Annotated in this window: 10 protein-coding genes; 8 read left to right on the top strand and 2 right to left on the bottom strand. The window is 73.2% G+C overall.

The window, feature by feature from the left end:
• Window positions 1–92: 92 nt before the first annotated feature.
• Both ccrA and mce read right to left on the bottom strand, forming a co-directional pair.
• Window positions 93–1,442 (bottom strand): crotonyl-CoA carboxylase/reductase, encoded by a 1,350-nt coding sequence (gene ccrA / locus ABD332_RS44105; protein ID WP_344510217.1) that lies wholly within the window; start codon window positions 1,440–1,442, stop codon window positions 93–95.
• A 158-nt stretch (window positions 1,443–1,600) separates the two neighbouring features.
• The gene (gene mce, locus ABD332_RS44100; RefSeq protein ID WP_344510215.1) at window positions 1,601–2,077 is read right to left on the bottom strand and encodes a methylmalonyl-CoA epimerase; all 477 of its coding nucleotides are present in this window, start codon (window positions 2,075–2,077) and stop codon (window positions 1,601–1,603) included.
• Between the two features lie 73 nt (window positions 2,078–2,150).
• On the opposite strand from mce, the gene ABD332_RS44095 reads away from it, so the two are divergent.
• The 8 genes from ABD332_RS44095 to ABD332_RS44060 all read left to right on the top strand — a co-directional run bounded on the left by ABD332_RS44095 (window position 2,151) and on the right by ABD332_RS44060 (window position 14,731).
• Window positions 2,151–3,338, top strand: coding sequence for an acetyl-CoA C-acetyltransferase (locus ABD332_RS44095; RefSeq protein ID WP_344510213.1), 1,188 nt, complete (start codon window positions 2,151–2,153; stop codon window positions 3,336–3,338).
• 208 nt (window positions 3,339–3,546) lie between these two features.
• A complete protein-coding gene (gene meaB, locus ABD332_RS44090; RefSeq protein ID WP_344510211.1) occupies window positions 3,547–4,524 on the top strand; it encodes a methylmalonyl Co-A mutase-associated GTPase MeaB in 978 nt (325 codons plus the stop codon).
• Between the two features lie 45 nt (window positions 4,525–4,569).
• Window positions 4,570–7,593 (top strand): ABC transporter permease, encoded by a 3,024-nt coding sequence (locus tag ABD332_RS44085; protein ID WP_344510209.1) that lies wholly within the window; start codon window positions 4,570–4,572, stop codon window positions 7,591–7,593.
• Window positions 7,590–8,477 carry an ABC transporter ATP-binding protein gene (locus ABD332_RS44080; protein WP_344510207.1) on the top strand — a complete coding sequence of 296 codons (888 nt, stop codon included), beginning with the start codon at window positions 7,590–7,592 and terminating at the stop codon, window positions 8,475–8,477. Before ABD332_RS44085 ends, ABD332_RS44080 begins: the two co-directional genes overlap by 4 nt.
• Window positions 8,474–9,124 (top strand): ABC transporter ATP-binding protein, encoded by a 651-nt coding sequence (locus ABD332_RS44075; protein WP_344510205.1) that lies wholly within the window; start codon window positions 8,474–8,476, stop codon window positions 9,122–9,124. Before ABD332_RS44080 ends, ABD332_RS44075 begins: the two co-directional genes overlap by 4 nt.
• Window positions 9,125–9,193: 69 nt before the next feature.
• Entirely contained in the window at window positions 9,194–9,880 is a 687-nt protein-coding gene (locus ABD332_RS44070; RefSeq protein WP_344510203.1) for an Asp23/Gls24 family envelope stress response protein, read from the top strand.
• Window positions 9,881–10,005: 125 nt separating this feature from the next.
• On the top strand, window positions 10,006–11,679 hold the full coding sequence (gene icmA, locus ABD332_RS44065) for a coenzyme B12-dependent isobutyryl-CoA mutase large subunit (RefSeq protein ID WP_344510202.1): 1,674 nt from the start codon (window positions 10,006–10,008) through the stop codon (window positions 11,677–11,679).
• Window positions 11,680–11,764: 85 nt separating this feature from the next.
• Complete coding sequence (locus tag ABD332_RS44060) at window positions 11,765–14,731, top strand: FtsX-like permease family protein (protein ID WP_344510201.1); 2,967 nt, start codon at window positions 11,765–11,767, stop codon at window positions 14,729–14,731.
• Window positions 14,732–14,828 lie beyond the last annotated feature (97 nt).

Below are 14,828 nucleotides of genomic sequence, written 5' to 3'. Positions count from 1 at the left end.
CACGACGCTGTGGCGTCCCGTCGCGGGGTCTGGTGCGTACCCGGCTTGAGGGGTGGTAACCGCCGCGGCTGGGTGCGGCGGGTGTCGGCCGGCTACTGGTTGCGGAAGCGGTTGATCGCGGTCTCGTGCTTCGCGCGCAGCTCGGGGTCGCGGACGCCGAGGCCCTCGGTGGGGGCCAGGCAGAGCACGCCGACCTTGCCCTGGTGCGCGTTGCGGTGCACGTCGTGTGCGGCCTGGCCGGTCTGGTCCAGGGAGTAGGTGCGCGACAGCGTCGGGTGGATCTTGCCGAGGGCGATGAGCCGGTTGGCCTCCCACGCCTCGCGGTAGTTGGCGAAGTGGCTGCCGATGATGCGTTTGAGGTTCATCCAGAGGTACCGGTTGTCGTACTGGTGCATGAAGCCCGACGTCGACGCGCAGGTGACGATGGTGCCGCCGCGCTTGGCGACGTAGACGCTGACGCCGAAGGTCTCGCGGCCCGGGTGCTCGAACACGATGTCCGGGTCGTCGCCGCCGGTCAGGGCGCGGATCTCCGCCCCGAAGCGGCGCCACTCGGCGGTGTCCTGCGTGTGCTCGTCCTTCCAGAAGGTGAACGACGAGCGGTCGATCACCAGCTCGGCGCCCATGGCCCGGCACAGGTCGGCCTTCTGCGGACTGGACACGACACAGACGGGGGTCGCCCCGCCGTTGAGGGCGAACTGCGTCGCGTAGGAGCCGAGGCCGCCGGACGCGCCCCAGATGAGGACGGTGTCGCCCTGCTTCATCTGCGCGCCGTGGTGGGACACGAGCTGCCGGTAGGCGGTGGAGTTGACCAGCCCGGGGCAGGCCGCCTCCTCCCACGACAGGTGGGTGGGCTTCGGCATGAGCTGGTTGGCCTTGACCAGGGCCAGCTCGGCGAGGCCGCCGAAGTTGGTCTCGAAGCCCCAGATCCGCTGCTGCGGGTCGAGCATCGTGTCGTCGTGCCCGGTGGCGTCCTCCAGCTCGACGCTGAGGCAGTGCGCGACCACCTCGTCGCCGGGCTTCCACTTGCTCACCCCCGGGCCGACCTTCAGGACCACGCCGGCCGCGTCCGAGCCGACCACGTGATAGGGCAGGTCGTGGCGCTTCGAGAGGTCGTTGAGGCGGCCGTACCGCTGAAGGAAGCCGAACGTCGAGACCGGCTCGAAGATCGACGTCCAGACGGTGTTGTAGTTGACGGCGCTGCCCATCACGGCGATCAGGGCCTCGCCCGGACCGACCTCGGGCGTGGGGACCTCCTGCACGTGCAGGGACTTGCGGGGGTCCTTGTCGCGGGTGGCGAGGCCGTCGAACATGTCGGTCTCGTCGGCGCGGACGACCACGCCACGGTACGACGAGGGCACCGGCAGGCCCGCCACGGCGCGGAGCTCGGCCGCGGGGTCCGCCGCCCGCTCCGCCTGCATGATCGCGTCGAGGATCTGCTGCACCGCTGGGCTCCTAACGTCCGGGATGAAGGCATAAAGCGTGGGACCCCGGAAAGCGGGGTGCCTATGGGGATCGGCAACACATCTCGATGCCCTGAAGCGGACGTTACTGAACGGTAGCTAAATCGGGAACCGGCCTGTGAAGAAGTCCACTGACCTCCTCAGGAGTGGTTGCTCGAAGCTGCTCGGAACGGCTCCACCAGCTCCACAAGTACGCCTCCGGCGTCTTTCGGATGCACGAAGTTGATGCGGGAATCGGACGTGCCGCGGCGGGGCGTCTCGTACAGCAGCCGGACGCCACGGGACCGCAGCTCGGCGCAGGTCGCATCGATGTCGCTCACCGTGTAGGCGAGCTGCTGCATGCCCGGACCGCTGCGGTCCAGGAACTTCGCGATCGTCGAGGCCGGGCTCAGCGGCGCGAGCAGCTGCAGGCAACCCCCTTCGGGGGTGGGTCCGACCGACAGCATCGCCTCGCGCACCCCTTGCTCCTCATTCGTCTCCTCGTGCACGCAACGCATGCCGAACACGCGCCCGTAGAACGCGATCGCCTCGTCGAGATCCGCGACGGCGATACCGACGTGATCGATGCGGAGAATGCCGACGGGTGAGATATCCAACTTCGGGTCCGAGGTCGTCATGGCGATAGTCTGAACCCTAGTAATCGTTCAGTCGCGACGGTGCGATGTGAACCATCTCTCGAAAGGCCTCACGATGACTCAAGCGGTGATCGTCAGCGGCGCCCGCACGCCGATGGGGCGGCTGCTCGGCGCCCTCAAAGACTTTCCCGCCACCAGGCTCGGGAGTGTCGCCATCAAGGCGGCGCTCGAGCGTTCGGGCGTGGCGCCCGAGCAGGTGCAGTACGTGATCATGGGCCAGGTGCTGACCGCCGGCGCCGGCCAGATGCCCGCCCGGCAGGCCGCGGTCGAGGCCGGCATCCCGATGTCGGTGCCCGCCCTGACGATCAACAAGGTCTGCCTCTCCGGCCTCGACGCGATCGCCCTGGCCGACCAGCTGATCCGGGCCGGCGAGTTCGAGATCGTGGTCGCCGGCGGCATGGAGTCGATGACCAACGCCCCGCACCTGCTCGCCGGGCAGCGTCAGGGCTACAAGTACGGCGACGTCGTCATCCGCGACCACATGGCCCTCGACGGCCTCACCGACGCCTGGGACCAGGTGTCGATGGGCGAGTCGACCGAGCGGCACGTGTCCCGGCTCGGCATCACCCGCGAGGCGCAGGACGCGTTCGGCGCGGCGAGCCACCAGCGGGCCGCCGCCGCGCAGAAGGAGGGGCGCCTCGCCGAGGAGATCGTGCCGGTGGAGATCCCGCAGAGGAAGGGCGACCCGCTGCTGGTCACCGACGACGAGCAGATCCGGCCCGAGACCACGGCCGAGACCCTGGCGAAGCTGCGGCCCGCGTTCAGCAAGGACGGCACCATCACCGCCGCGACGTCCTCGCCGATCTCCGACGGGGCCTGCGCGGTCGTCGTCATGAGCAAGGCGAAGGCGGAGGAGCTCGGGCTGACCTGGCTCGCCGAGATCGGCGCGCACGGCAACGTCGCGGGCCCCGACAACTCGCTGACCAGCCAGCCGTCCAACGCGATCAAGCACGCGCTCGGCAAGGCCGGCCTGACCGCCGCCGACCTCGACCTCGTGGAGATCAACGAGGCGTTCGCGGCCGTCGGCGTGCAGTCGACCGCCGACCTGGGCATCGACCCGGCGATCGTCAACGTCAACGGGGGAGCGATCGCGCTCGGCCACCCGATCGGCATGTCCGGCGCCAGGCTCGCCCTGACCCTCGCGCTGGAGCTGCGCCGCCGCGGCGGCGGGCTCGGCGCCGCGGCCCTGTGCGGCGGCGGCGGCCAGGGCGACGCACTCCTGCTCCGCGTCCCCAAGCAGTGACCCTGCGGCGACTCGCGCCAGCGGTCCCGGCGGCCGGTCGAACGCCCGGAACGGCGATCACCGGCCGCCGCCCCGCATATCGAGCGGTGCTCGGGGTGGACGGTCGGCTCGGTCGAGGGGGAGGAACGGGGCTCACCCCCGGGCGCGGAGCGCCTGGAGCGGCGATCATGCCGTACATGAGCGAAAACGGCGACAAGGAACCGCAGCGGTGAGCGTCCGGCGATCGCGGGACGTGCCGGACCTGGTGGCGAAGGCGCGAGAGGGTGACCCCCGCGCCGTCGCCCGCCTGGTGTCGCTGGTGGAGGACGGTGACGAGCTGCTACCGCAGGTGGCCGCCGCCCTCGCGCCGCACGCCGGCGACGCCCACGTCGTGGGGCTGACCGGCTCGCCCGGCGTCGGCAAGTCCACCACCACCAACGAGCTGGTCCGCGCGTTCCGCAAGCAGGACAGGCGGGTGGGTGTGCTCGCCGTCGACCCGTCCAGCCCGTTCACCGGCGGGGCGATCCTCGGCGACCGCGTCCGGATGCAGGACCACGCGACCGACCCGGGCGTCTACATCCGCTCGATGTCCAGCCGCGGGCACCTCGGCGGGCTGTCGGCGGCGACCCCGCAGGCGGTGCGGGTGCTCGACGGCGCCGGCTGCGACCCCGTCGTCGTGGAGACCGTCGGCGTCGGCCAGGCCGAGGTCGAGATCGCGGGGCTCGCCGACACGACGCTGGTCCTGCTCGCCCCGGGCATGGGCGACTCGATCCAGGCGGCGAAGGCGGGCGTGCTGGAGATCGCCGACATCTTCGTGGTCAACAAGGCGGACCGGGACGGCGCCGACGCCACGTACCGCGACATCCAGGGCATGATCGGGCTCGGCGAGCGCGCGCCCGGCCAGTGGCGGCCCAAGGTGCTGCGGGCCGTCGCGGCGCGGGGCGAGGGCATCGACGAGATCGTTGCGACGATCACCGAGCACCGCGAGCACCTGCACGACACCGGCGAGCTGCGCCGGCGTCGCGAGCGGCGGGCCGCGGCCGAGATCGAGGCGATCGCGCTGGGCACGCTGCGTGGCCGGATGGAAGCCCTGCGGGACGGCGCCGTGCTCGCCGGCCTGGCGAGGCAGGTGGCGGACGGTGACCTGGATCCACACACCGCCGCGAGCGAGCTGGTGACCATGACCGAGCGGCGGAACGACCGCTAAGGTCTGCGGGTCAACCTTCAGCTCGACCAGCACAGGGGGCACATCTTGACGGCCTGGACCGTCATGCTGCGTGGCATCAGGTACCGGGCCGGCCGGTCGTTCGTGGTCTTCCTCCTCGCCGTGACGGCGACCACGGCGGCCGTGCTCGCACCCGCGTACAGCCGTGCCGCGCAGCAGTCCGTGCTCACCGACGGCCTGTCCGCCGCGTCCACCGACGCGACCGGGCTGACCGCCGGGGCAAAGGGCACCGCAGACAGCGCCGCGTTCAAGGACCTCGCCGAGATCCGGCTGGCCATGAACACCGCGCTCGCCAAGGACCAACTGCTCGCCGACCGGCTGGACCTGCCGGTCGCGGCCATCGACACCGAGATCTCGTTCGGCGACACCAACGCCAAGCTCGCGTACCGCGACAACGCCTGCTACCACCTGACGATCGACGGCACCTGCCCGGACGACCCGGGCCAGATCGTGGTCAGCAAGCGCACCGCCGCCGCCCGGGACCTGAAGACCGGGGACCACCTCACCGTCCACCTCGGGCCGGCGACCGGCGGGCACGACAAGACGTTCACGATCAGCGGCCTCTACACCCCGACCGACGCCGACGCCGCGTACTGGGGCCGCACCTCCTACTTCAGCGCCAGCGACAGCACGGCCGACGCCCTGTTCTCGATGACCGAGGACGACCTGCGGCTGGAGCGCACCGCGACGCTCGCGACCCGCCTGGAGTACCCGCTGCGCGCGGACCGGGTCAGGCTCGACGACGTCGCCGGGCTCCGCGACGGCATCCAGACCCTGGGTGACCGGCTGCGCGGCGAGGAGCTGGAGCTGACCACCACCCTCCCGGCGGTCCTGCGCGACATCGACGCCGACCAGGCCAGCATCGGACGGACGGCGCCGGTCATCGCGGTGCCGCTGCTGCTGCTGTGCTGGTTCGTGCTGTTCCTGCTCGTCGCCTCGCTGACCGAGGAGCGCGCGCCGGAGATCGCCCTGGCGAAGCTGCGCGGCTACCCGTCCGGACGGGCCACCAGGTTCGGCCTCGGCGAGGTGCTGCTGCTGATCATCGCCGCGGTCCCCGCCGGGATCGCCGCCGGGCTGCTGCTCGTGCAGGTCGCCGCCGGGGCGCTGCTGGCCGAGGGGGTCGGGGTCGAGGTGCGCTGGCCGGTGTTCGCCGGCGCCGCTCTCGCCCTGGCCGCCGGGATCGCCGCCGCGGTGCTCGCCGGCCGGCAGACCCTCGCCCGGCCGATCCTCGGCCTGCTGCGGCGCGTGCCGGAGCGGGGCGGCCGGCGGGCCGGCGTCGCGGACGGCGTCGTCGTCGCGCTCGCCGCGGCCAGCCTCGCCGCCGCCGCCAACGACCGCGGCTCGCCCCTGGCGCTGCTGGCGCCGCCGCTGCTCGCGGTCGTCGTCGGCGTCGCCGCGGCCCGGCTGCTCGGCCTGTGGTCGCAGGCGCGGCTGCGGATCGCCCGCCGCCGCGGCCGGATCGTGCCGCTGCTGTCGGCCGCGCAGCTGTCCCGCCGCCCCGGCGGCCGGCGGCTCGTGGTCGTGGTGACGGTCGCGGTGGCGCTGCTGACCTTCGCCGCGACCGCGTGGGACGCGGCCGGGCGGGCCCGCCGCGACACCGCCGACGACACCGTCGGCGCGCAGCGGGTCCTCACCGTCGCCGCCGACCACCCGTCGGCCCTGGAGGCCGCGGTCGACAAGGCCGACCCGGGCGGGCACTCGATGGCCGTCGTGCGGGCCAGCCAGCGCTTCGACAACGCCCCCGTCGAGCTGCTCGGGGTGCAGTCCGGCCGGCTGGCGGAGGTCGCGGTGTGGCGCGGGCACTCCCGCGCCGACGTCAGCGACATCGCCGCACGCCTGCACCCGGACGTCGCCGCGCCGCTGCGGCTCGGCAAGGACGTCGCCGCGGAGATCTCCGTCGACACGCTGCCGGCCAAACCGGCGCTGCGGGTCGCCGCGGTCGTCGCCGCGCCCGGCCAGCCGCCCCGCACCATCGGGCTCGGCGGGCTGGCGAAGGGGACCCGTTCGTACCATGCGAGCCTCCCCGGCTGCGGGAGCGGCTGCCGGCTCGTCGGCCTCGCGATCGGCCGCGCGGCCGGCGGCAGCGAGCCCTTCGCGGTCACCGTCGCCGTCCGCGGCCTGAGCAGCGACGGCGCCCCCCTCGCGTCCAGCTTCGACCTCCCCGGGCGCTGGCGGGCCCGGCCGGGCGCCGCACAGGTCGTCGTCCGGACGGGCGTGGCGCTCGGCGTCGACGTCTCCGGCAGCGACCCCTCCGACGCCGTCGTCGAGCACTTCGACACCCCGGAGGCGCTGCCCGCCGTCCTCGCCGGTGGCGCGCCCACCGACGACGCGGCGGCTGCGACGTTCAAGCTGCCCGGCTTCTCCGACCAGCCGCAGCCGTTCACGGTCGCGGCGCACGCCGGCAGCCTGCCCAGGGCCGGCCGGCGCGGGGTGCTGTTCGACCTCGACTACGCGACGCGGATGGCCGAGCGCGGCGCGAGCCTCGCCGACAACGCGACCCTGCGCTACGAGGTGTGGGCCTCCTCGGCCGCGCCCGCGGACCTCGACCGGCGGCTCGCGTCCGCCGGGGTGCAGGTGCTGCGGACGGAGACGATCGACGGGCAGCTGGAGCAGCTCGCCCGCCGCGCACCGGCGCTCGGGCTGTGGCTCTACCTGCTGGCCGGCGGGGTCGCGATCCTCCTCGCGATCGGCGTGGTGCTGCTGACCGCCTACGTCGGGGTCCGCGCCCGCCTCTACGAGCTCGCCGCGCTGCGGGTCGCCGGGGTGCGGTCGGGGCAGCTGCGCAGGGCGGTGTTCCGGGAGTACCGGGCGCTGCTCGGCGTCCCGCTCGTCGTCGGTCTCGGCGCCGGACTGCTCGGCGCGATGGTGATGCTGCCGGGGATCCCGCTCGTGACCGTCGGGGTCGCGTCGCCGATCACGTGGGAGCTCGGCATGGGCGCCCTGCCCGTTGCCGTCGCCGCCATCGTGTTGGCGTTGGCGGCCGCTGTACTGATGGCGCTGCGGCTGATGGGTCGCGCCACGCCCGAACGACTGCGGGACGGTGCGGCATGAGCGGGCTTTCGGTGACCTGCCGTGGGCTGGTCTACATCTACCGCCTTGAGGGCTACGACGTCGTGGCGTTGTCGGGGGTCGACCTCGACATCTCCGCCGGGGAGTCGGTCGCGCTGCTCGGGCCGTCCGGGTCGGGCAAATCGACCCTGCTGTCGCTGCTCGCCGGGCTCCTGCCACCGTCGGCGGGCCGGGTCAGCGTCGGCGAGCACGACCTCGCCCGCGCCACGCCCGCCGAGCTGCAGCAGCTGCGGGCCACCGACGTCGGCGTCGTGCTGCAGGGCGCGTCGCGCAACCTGCTGCCGTACCTGACCGCGGAGCAGAACGTGCGCTTCGCCCAGCGCGGCGTCCCCGGTGACCGGCGCCGGGTGTCACGCCCTTCCGGCAGCTCCCGGCAGCTGGCCGATCCCCGCGAGGTGCTCGCGATGGTCGGCCTCAGCGGGCGGGGACGCAACCGGCAGCTGCCGCAGCGACTCTCTCCTGGTGAGCGTCAACGGTTGGCGCTCGCCGTCGGGCTGGCCGCCCGGCCGGGACTGCTGCTCGCCGACGAGCCGACCAGCCAGCTCGACACCCACGCCCGCGACGAGGTGCTCCTCGCCCTGGACGCGGTCCGCCGGGCCGGCACGACCGTCGTCGTCGTGACGCACGACCCGGACGTCGGCCTGCGGATGGGCCGCACCGTCACGATCCGCGACGGGCGGGTCGGCGCCGAGGGACGTCGCGGAGAGGACTACGCGGTGGTCGGTCGCGACGGTACGGTGCACCTGCCGCAGGAGGTGCTGCGCATGCTGCCGCCCGGCACCCTGGTCGGGGTGGAGCCGCAGCCCGACGGCACGGTGCTGCTGGTGCCCGCCCGGTCTCACACGTTGTTGGAGGACATGCAGTGAAGACGTTGACGGTCGACGGTGTCACGGTCGCGTACGAGCGCGACCACCCCGTGCTGCGCGACGTGTCCGTGGTCGTCTCACCGGGGCAGATCCTCGCCGTGACCGGGCCGTCCGGGGCCGGCAAGACGACGCTGCTGTGGGCGATGGCCGGGCTGCTGAAGCCGGCGGCCGGGACGGTGGCCGTCGACAGCACGCCGCTGCGCGACCGCGACCACGCCGTGTCCGAGAAGGTCGTGCTGATCCCGCAGGACAACGGCCTCGCCGCGATCCTCACCGCGCAGGAGAACATCCAGGTGGCGATGATCGCCGGCGGTGCGGCACCGGCCGACGCCCGGCGGGCGACCGTGGCGTCGCTGGAGCGCCTGGGCCTCGGCAGCCAGGCCGACCAGCTGGTCGAGGAGCTCTCCGGCGGCCAGCAGCAGCGCACCGCGATCGCCCGGGGCCTGGCCCTGCACGGCGCCGTGGTGCTCGCCGACGAGGTGACCAGCGAGCTGGACTCCACCAACCGGCAGAAGGTCATGGAGCTCCTGCATGAAGAGGCCCGCCGCGGCGCGGCGGTCGTCTTCGCCACCCACGACCCGGAGGCCGCGGCCGCCTGCGACCGCGAGCTCCACCTGTCCGACGGAGTTGCCCAACTGGTCCGTTAAGCCTCTGCCCGCGTTCGCCGGGCGCGAGTACGCTCGCGCTCGGCCGACGGACCCAGGGGAGGAGCAGCAATGACCGAGGTGACCGCGGGCATCCCCGCGCAGCGCAATGACGTGGACGATCCCGACATGACCGGCGACGCGCTCTCCATCGAGCCGGCGGCTCCGGGCTCTGTCGCGGGCACCGCCGCCTCCACCGGCGAGCGGGTCAGCGCCTTCGCGTCCGACGCCGCCGAGCGGGTCGGCGAGTTCGCCACCACCACCGCCGACCGGGTCGGTGAGCTCGCCACGACGACCGCCGCCGCGTCGGGGCGGATCGCCTCGCAGGTCGTCGACCGGCTGCGCAACTCCGCCGAGCTCGCCGCCGAGCGGGGCACCACGACCATCGCCGACGAGGTGGTCGAGAAGATCGCCGGCATCGCCACCCGTGAGGTCCCCGGCGTGTACGACCTCGGCGGCGACGTCGCCCGGGTCTTCGCCTCGGTCCGCGACCGCATCGGCCTCGGCGACGGCGAGGAGCGGGAGAACGGCAACCGTGGCGTGCACGTCCGCCTGGAGGGCCGCAGCGCCGCCGTGCGGGTCACGCTCGTGATCGAGTACGGCTTCGTGCTCTACTCCGTCGCCGAGAAGGTCCGCGCCAACGTCATCGGCGCGATCGAGAACCTGCTCGGACTCGAGGTCACCTCCGTCGACATCGTCGTGGACGACGTCCACGTGAGCGACACGCTTCCGGAGTCTGAGGCCGCCTCCGCCGCGTAACGTCGTCGTGAACGGAGGGTGGGACTTGTCCCACCCTCCTTAGCGATCGTTCAGGGAGCGCATACCATCGACGGTGAGACGGACAACCCGATCACGCCGAGTTTCTCGAGGAGCGCCGACACCCCATGGACGCCCACGACATCGCCGAGGGCCGCGCCCGCTGGCAGCGCCGTTACGACGAGGCCCGCAAGCGCGACGCCGACTTCACCACCCTGTCCGGGACCCGGGTCGACCCGGTCTACGGGCCGCCGGAGGGTGCCGACGTACCCGGCTTCGAGCGCATCGGCTGGCCTGGTGAGTATCCGTACACGCGAGGGCTGCACCCCACGGGGTACCGCGGCCGCACGTGGACCATCCGGCAGTTCTCCGGCTTCGGCAACGCGCAGCAGACCAACGCCCGCTACAAGATGCTGCTCGGCGCGGGCGGCGGCGGGCTCTCCGTCGCCTTCGACATGCCGACGCTGATGGGCCGCGACTCCGACGACCCGCAGTCGCTCGGCGAGGTCGGCCACTGCGGGGTCGCGATCGACTCCGCCGCCGACATGGACGTGCTCTTCGACGGCATCCCCCTCGCCGACGTCACCACCAGCATGACCATCTCCGGGCCGGCGGTGCCCGTCTTCTGCATGTACCTGGTGGCGGCCGAGCGGCAGGGCGCCGACCTCGGCGTTCTCGACGGCACCCTGCAGACCGACATCTTCAAGGAGTACATCGCGCAGAAGGAGTGGCTCTTCCCGCCCGAGCCGCACCTGCGCCTCATCGGCGACCTGATGGAGTTCTGCGGCAAGGAGATCCCGCGCTACAAGCCGCTGTCCGTCTCCGGCTACCACATCCGTGAGGCCGGCTCGACGGCCGCGCAGGAGCTGGCATACACCCTCGCCGACGGCTTCGGGTACGTGGAGCTCGGCCAGTCCCGGGGGCTGGACGTCAACAGGTTCGCGCCCGGTCTGAGCTTCTTCTTCGACGCGCACATCGACTTCTTCGAGGAGATCGCGAAGTTCCGCGCGGCCCGGCGGATCTGGGCCCGCTGGCTGCGCGACGTGTATGGCGCCACCAGCGAGAAGGCCCTGTGGCTCAAGTTCCACACGCAGACGGCCGGCGTCTCGCTGACCGCCCAGCAGCCGTACAACAACGTCGTGCGCACGGCGGTCGAGGCGCTCAGCGCGGTCCTCGGCGGCACCCAGTCGCTGCACACCAACGCGCTGGACGAGACCCTGGCGCTGCCCACCGACGAAGCCGCCGAGATCGCCCTGCGCACCCAGCAGGTGCTGATGGAGGAGACCGGCGTCACCAACGTCGCCGACCCGCTCGGCGGCTCCTGGTATGTCGAGGCGCTGACCGACCGCATCGAGGCCGAGGCGGAGGCGATCTTCCAGCGCATCCGCGACATGGGCGGCGACGGCACCATCACCGCCGGCATCCTGCGCGGCATCGAGGACGGCTGGTTCATGTCGGAGATCGCCGACAGTGCCTTCGTCTACCAGCAGGCCCTCGAGAAGGGCGACAAGCGGGTCGTCGGCGTCAACGTGCACACCGGCTCGCTGACCCGGGACCTGGACATCCTGCGGGTCTCGCACGAGGTCGAGACCGAGCAGAACAAGCTCCTCGGCGCCCGCCGGGCCGAGCGGGACAACGCCCTCGTGGAGCGGCGGATTCAGGAGATGGTGGCGGCGGCTCGTACCGGCGGGAACATGATCCCGGCGATGCTGGACGCGTGCCGTGCCGAGGCGACCCTCGGCGAGATCTGCGGGGCACTCAAGGACGAATGGGGCATCTACCGCGAGCCCGCGCGGTTCTGAGCTGGCAGTTACCTAATCGCAATGCAACCGGCCCCTCTCCCGGTTGGTCTTCTTACGAACGACCTTGACCGACGGGGGAGGGGCCTTGCTGGCACTCGTGCTCGCAGCGTTGCGGGCCAGGCGGACACAGGCGCTGACGCTGCTCCTGCTGAGCACGCTCGCCGCGGCCGCCGCGGCGGCCGCACCCTGGTATGTCCTCGCGTCCACGGAGCGCATCGCGACCCGTCACGTCGAGTCGGCGCCGATCACCGAGCGGTCCCTCGAAACCGTCGGTGAGGGCCAGATCGAGGGCGGCTCCGTCGCGGCGCACCTGGAGGCCAACGCGCAGCTGACACAGTCGGTCGTGGAGCTGGGCGGGTTCACCACCTACACCGGGGCCTACCTGACGGGCTCGCTGGTCTCCGCCGCGCCGCAGGACGGCGGCAGCGCCCTGGGCGTGAAGCGCGAGACCGACTCGCCGCTGACCCTGCGCACCGGCGGGTGCGACCGCGCCACCGTCGAGGGCCGGTGCGCCACCGGCGCGGGCGAGGTGATGCTCAGCTACCGCACCGCTCACTGGCTGGGCGTCAAGCCCGGCGACCAGGTCAGCTACGAGGCGGTCGACGTCCACGACGCGCTCCAGCTCACCGTCACCGGGATCTACCGGCCGATCGACCCGGTCGACCCGTTCTGGAGCAGCAACGCCCAGCTGATCGCGGTCGACCTGCCCGCCGGCGCGCCGCCGGAGATCACGGAGCCGGTCGACGACGCGGCGCTTGTCGGCGGGGCCGTGTTCGACAAGATCCAGCCGGCGAAGCTGCGCTTCGTCGTCGACATGGTCGCCGAGCCGAAGCTCTTCGTCGAGAACACCCCGTCGGAGGTCCGCGCGTTCCTCGCCGCGGCGACGGTCAAGGCGGCCAACAACCGGCTCAGCATGTACACCAGCCTCACCGTCACGGCCGACCGGGTCGAGCGGGACCGGCAGCTGCTCAGCCTCGGCGTCCCCGTCGGCGCGTTCCAGCTGCTCCTGCTCTGCTGGTTCGCCCTGTACCTGGCGGTCAAGTACACCGGTGAGGAGCGCCGCCCGGACGTCGGCCTGGTCAAGCTGCGCGGCGCCACCCGCGGCCGCACCTGGGCCCTCGTCGGCGGGCAGAGCGCGGTGCCGATGATCGCCGGGGCGCTGATCGGGCTGCCGCTGGGGTATCTGGTGGCCACCGCCGTCACCGGCGCGATCCAGGAGCCCGCGGTCGTCTCGCAGGCCGCGTCGCTGTCCGTCGGCGCGGTGGTCGTCGCCGTCCTCGGCGCGCTGCTGGCCGCGCTGCTCGCGGAGCGTCGCGCGCTCGGCTCGACCGTCGCCGATCTGCTGCGCCAGGCCCCGGGCCGGGCCCGCGCCTGGCGGGACCTGTTCGACCTGGTGCTGGTCATCGTCGCCGGGATCGCCGTGTACCAGGTGAAGCACCGCGCCTCCGGGGACGCCGCGGGGCTCGCGTTGCTGGCGCCCGGCCTCGCCGCCCTCGCCTGCGCCCTGGTCGCGTCCCGCGCGATCACGGCGATCGCCGGCCGGATGGTCGAGGGCGCGCTGCGGCACGGCCGCCCGGCCCGCGCGCTCACCGCCATCTACCTGGCGCGCCGGCCCGGCGTCCACCGGCTGGCCGCGCTCATGATCGTCACGGTCGCGCTGCTCGGCACCTCGTACATCACCTGGAGCGCGGGCGTCGATGCCGGGCGCGACCGGGCCGAGCTGGAGGTCGGCGCCGACCGCGTGCTCATCGTCCGCGCCGAGAACCGGCTCGCCCTGCTCCACGCGGTCCGTGCCGCCGACCCGTCGGGCAAGCAGGCGATGGCGGTCGTGCAGTCGCTGCGCTCCGCCCAGGACCGGGTCCTGCTCGTGGACAGCCCGCGGCTGCCGGCCGTGGCGGCCTGGCGCCCCGAATACGGGATGACCGCCGAGCAGGCCGCGGCCACCCTGCACCCGCAGGCGCCCGACCCCGTCATGGTCACCGGCGGGGAGCTGACGTTCGACCTGGACGTGGCCATGACCGCGCCCGAGCGGGGCCGGACGCTCTTCTTCGAGGCCGTGCTCGCCGACCCGGCCGGTGCCCGGCTGGTCGCCAGGGTCGGCCCGCTCGTGGCGGGCCCCGCGACGCTGAAGGCCCAGGTGCCCGCCTGCGCCAAGGCGCCGGGCTGCCGGCTGAGCTCGCTGGCGATCACCCAGAGCACCCTCGACCAGAAGGTGTTCTTCGCCGCCCGCCCCGGCATCGAGGTCACCGTCCGCGGCCTGTCGGCCGGGTCGCCCGTGCTCGGCAAGGAGACCCTGAGCGACCGGACCCGATGGCGCCTGTCCGTCTCGCCGGCGCCGCCCAACCTGATCGTCGCGCCGGCCGCCGCCGGCCTGGTGCTGCGGGTGGCGCCGATCAGGCCCGGTCCGGCGACCGACCCCGGCGTCTACCCGATCGACACGCCGGCGCCGATCGCCTCCATCCGGGCCAAGCGGCTCCAGCAGCGCATCGCCGGCGACCAGCGGGTCACGTACGGCTCGGCGTCCATCTCCGAGCGGATCGCCGGCTCCGCGACCCGGCTGCCGCGCATCGGCGACCAGGGCGTGCTCGTCGACCTCGAATACGCCGACCGGCTCGGCGCCGACTTCGGCGCCGGCGAGTCGATGCAGGTCTGGCTCGCCTCCGACGCGCCGCGCGACGTCGTGGGGCGGCTCGAGGCGCAGGGGCTGATCGTGCAGGGCGAGGAGACGATCGACGGCACCGCCGCCCGCTACGCGTCCTTCGGCCCGCCGCTGACCCTGCAGTTCATGCTGCTGTCGGCGATCGTCGGGGTCGCGCTGGCGATCGGCTCGGCCACCGTCGTCGCCGCGGTCGAGCGCCGGCCGCGGTCCGCGGAGCTCAGCGCGCTGCGCAACCAGGGCGCACCGGCCCGGCTCGTGCAGCGCGTCGCCGTCGAGGGCTACCTGATCCTCGTCGGCGCCTCCCTCCTCACCGGGTTGCTGCTCGTCGTGCTCATCCGCACCTACATCGGTGACGTCCTGCCCTACTTCGCCGACGGATGGAGCACTCCGTGAGCGAGCCGGAGCGCAGCGGAGGGTCGCGAACCATGGGCGCAGTGCTGGAGTCAGGCCGGCGCCGCAGCGAAGCGGAGGCGGCGGCATGACCGAGCCG

The sequence above is a fragment of the Dactylosporangium maewongense genome, assembly GCF_039531485.1.
In the GTDB taxonomy this organism is placed as follows: Bacteria; Actinomycetota; Actinomycetes; order Mycobacteriales; family Micromonosporaceae; genus Dactylosporangium; species Dactylosporangium maewongense.
Note: the sequence above shows the minus strand (reverse complement) of the source record. Positions and strands in the feature narration are given on the sequence as shown.

What these genes read in the sequence shown, in the direction of transcription:
- icmA (WP_344510202.1), top strand. Translation starts at nt 10,006, where the DNA reads ATGGACGCCCACGACATCGCCGAGGGCCGCGCCCGCTGGCAGCGCCGT.
- ABD332_RS44070 (WP_344510203.1), top strand. Translation starts at nt 9,194, where the DNA reads ATGACCGAGGTGACCGCGGGCATCCCCGCGCAGCGCAATGACGTGGAC.
- ABD332_RS44080 (WP_344510207.1), top strand. Translation starts at nt 7,590, where the DNA reads ATGAGCGGGCTTTCGGTGACCTGCCGTGGGCTGGTCTACATCTACCGC.
- mce (WP_344510215.1), bottom strand. Translation starts at nt 2,077, where the DNA reads ATGACGACCTCGGACCCGAAGTTGGATATCTCACCCGTCGGCATTCTC.
- ABD332_RS44095 (WP_344510213.1), top strand. Translation starts at nt 2,151, where the DNA reads ATGACTCAAGCGGTGATCGTCAGCGGCGCCCGCACGCCGATGGGGCGG.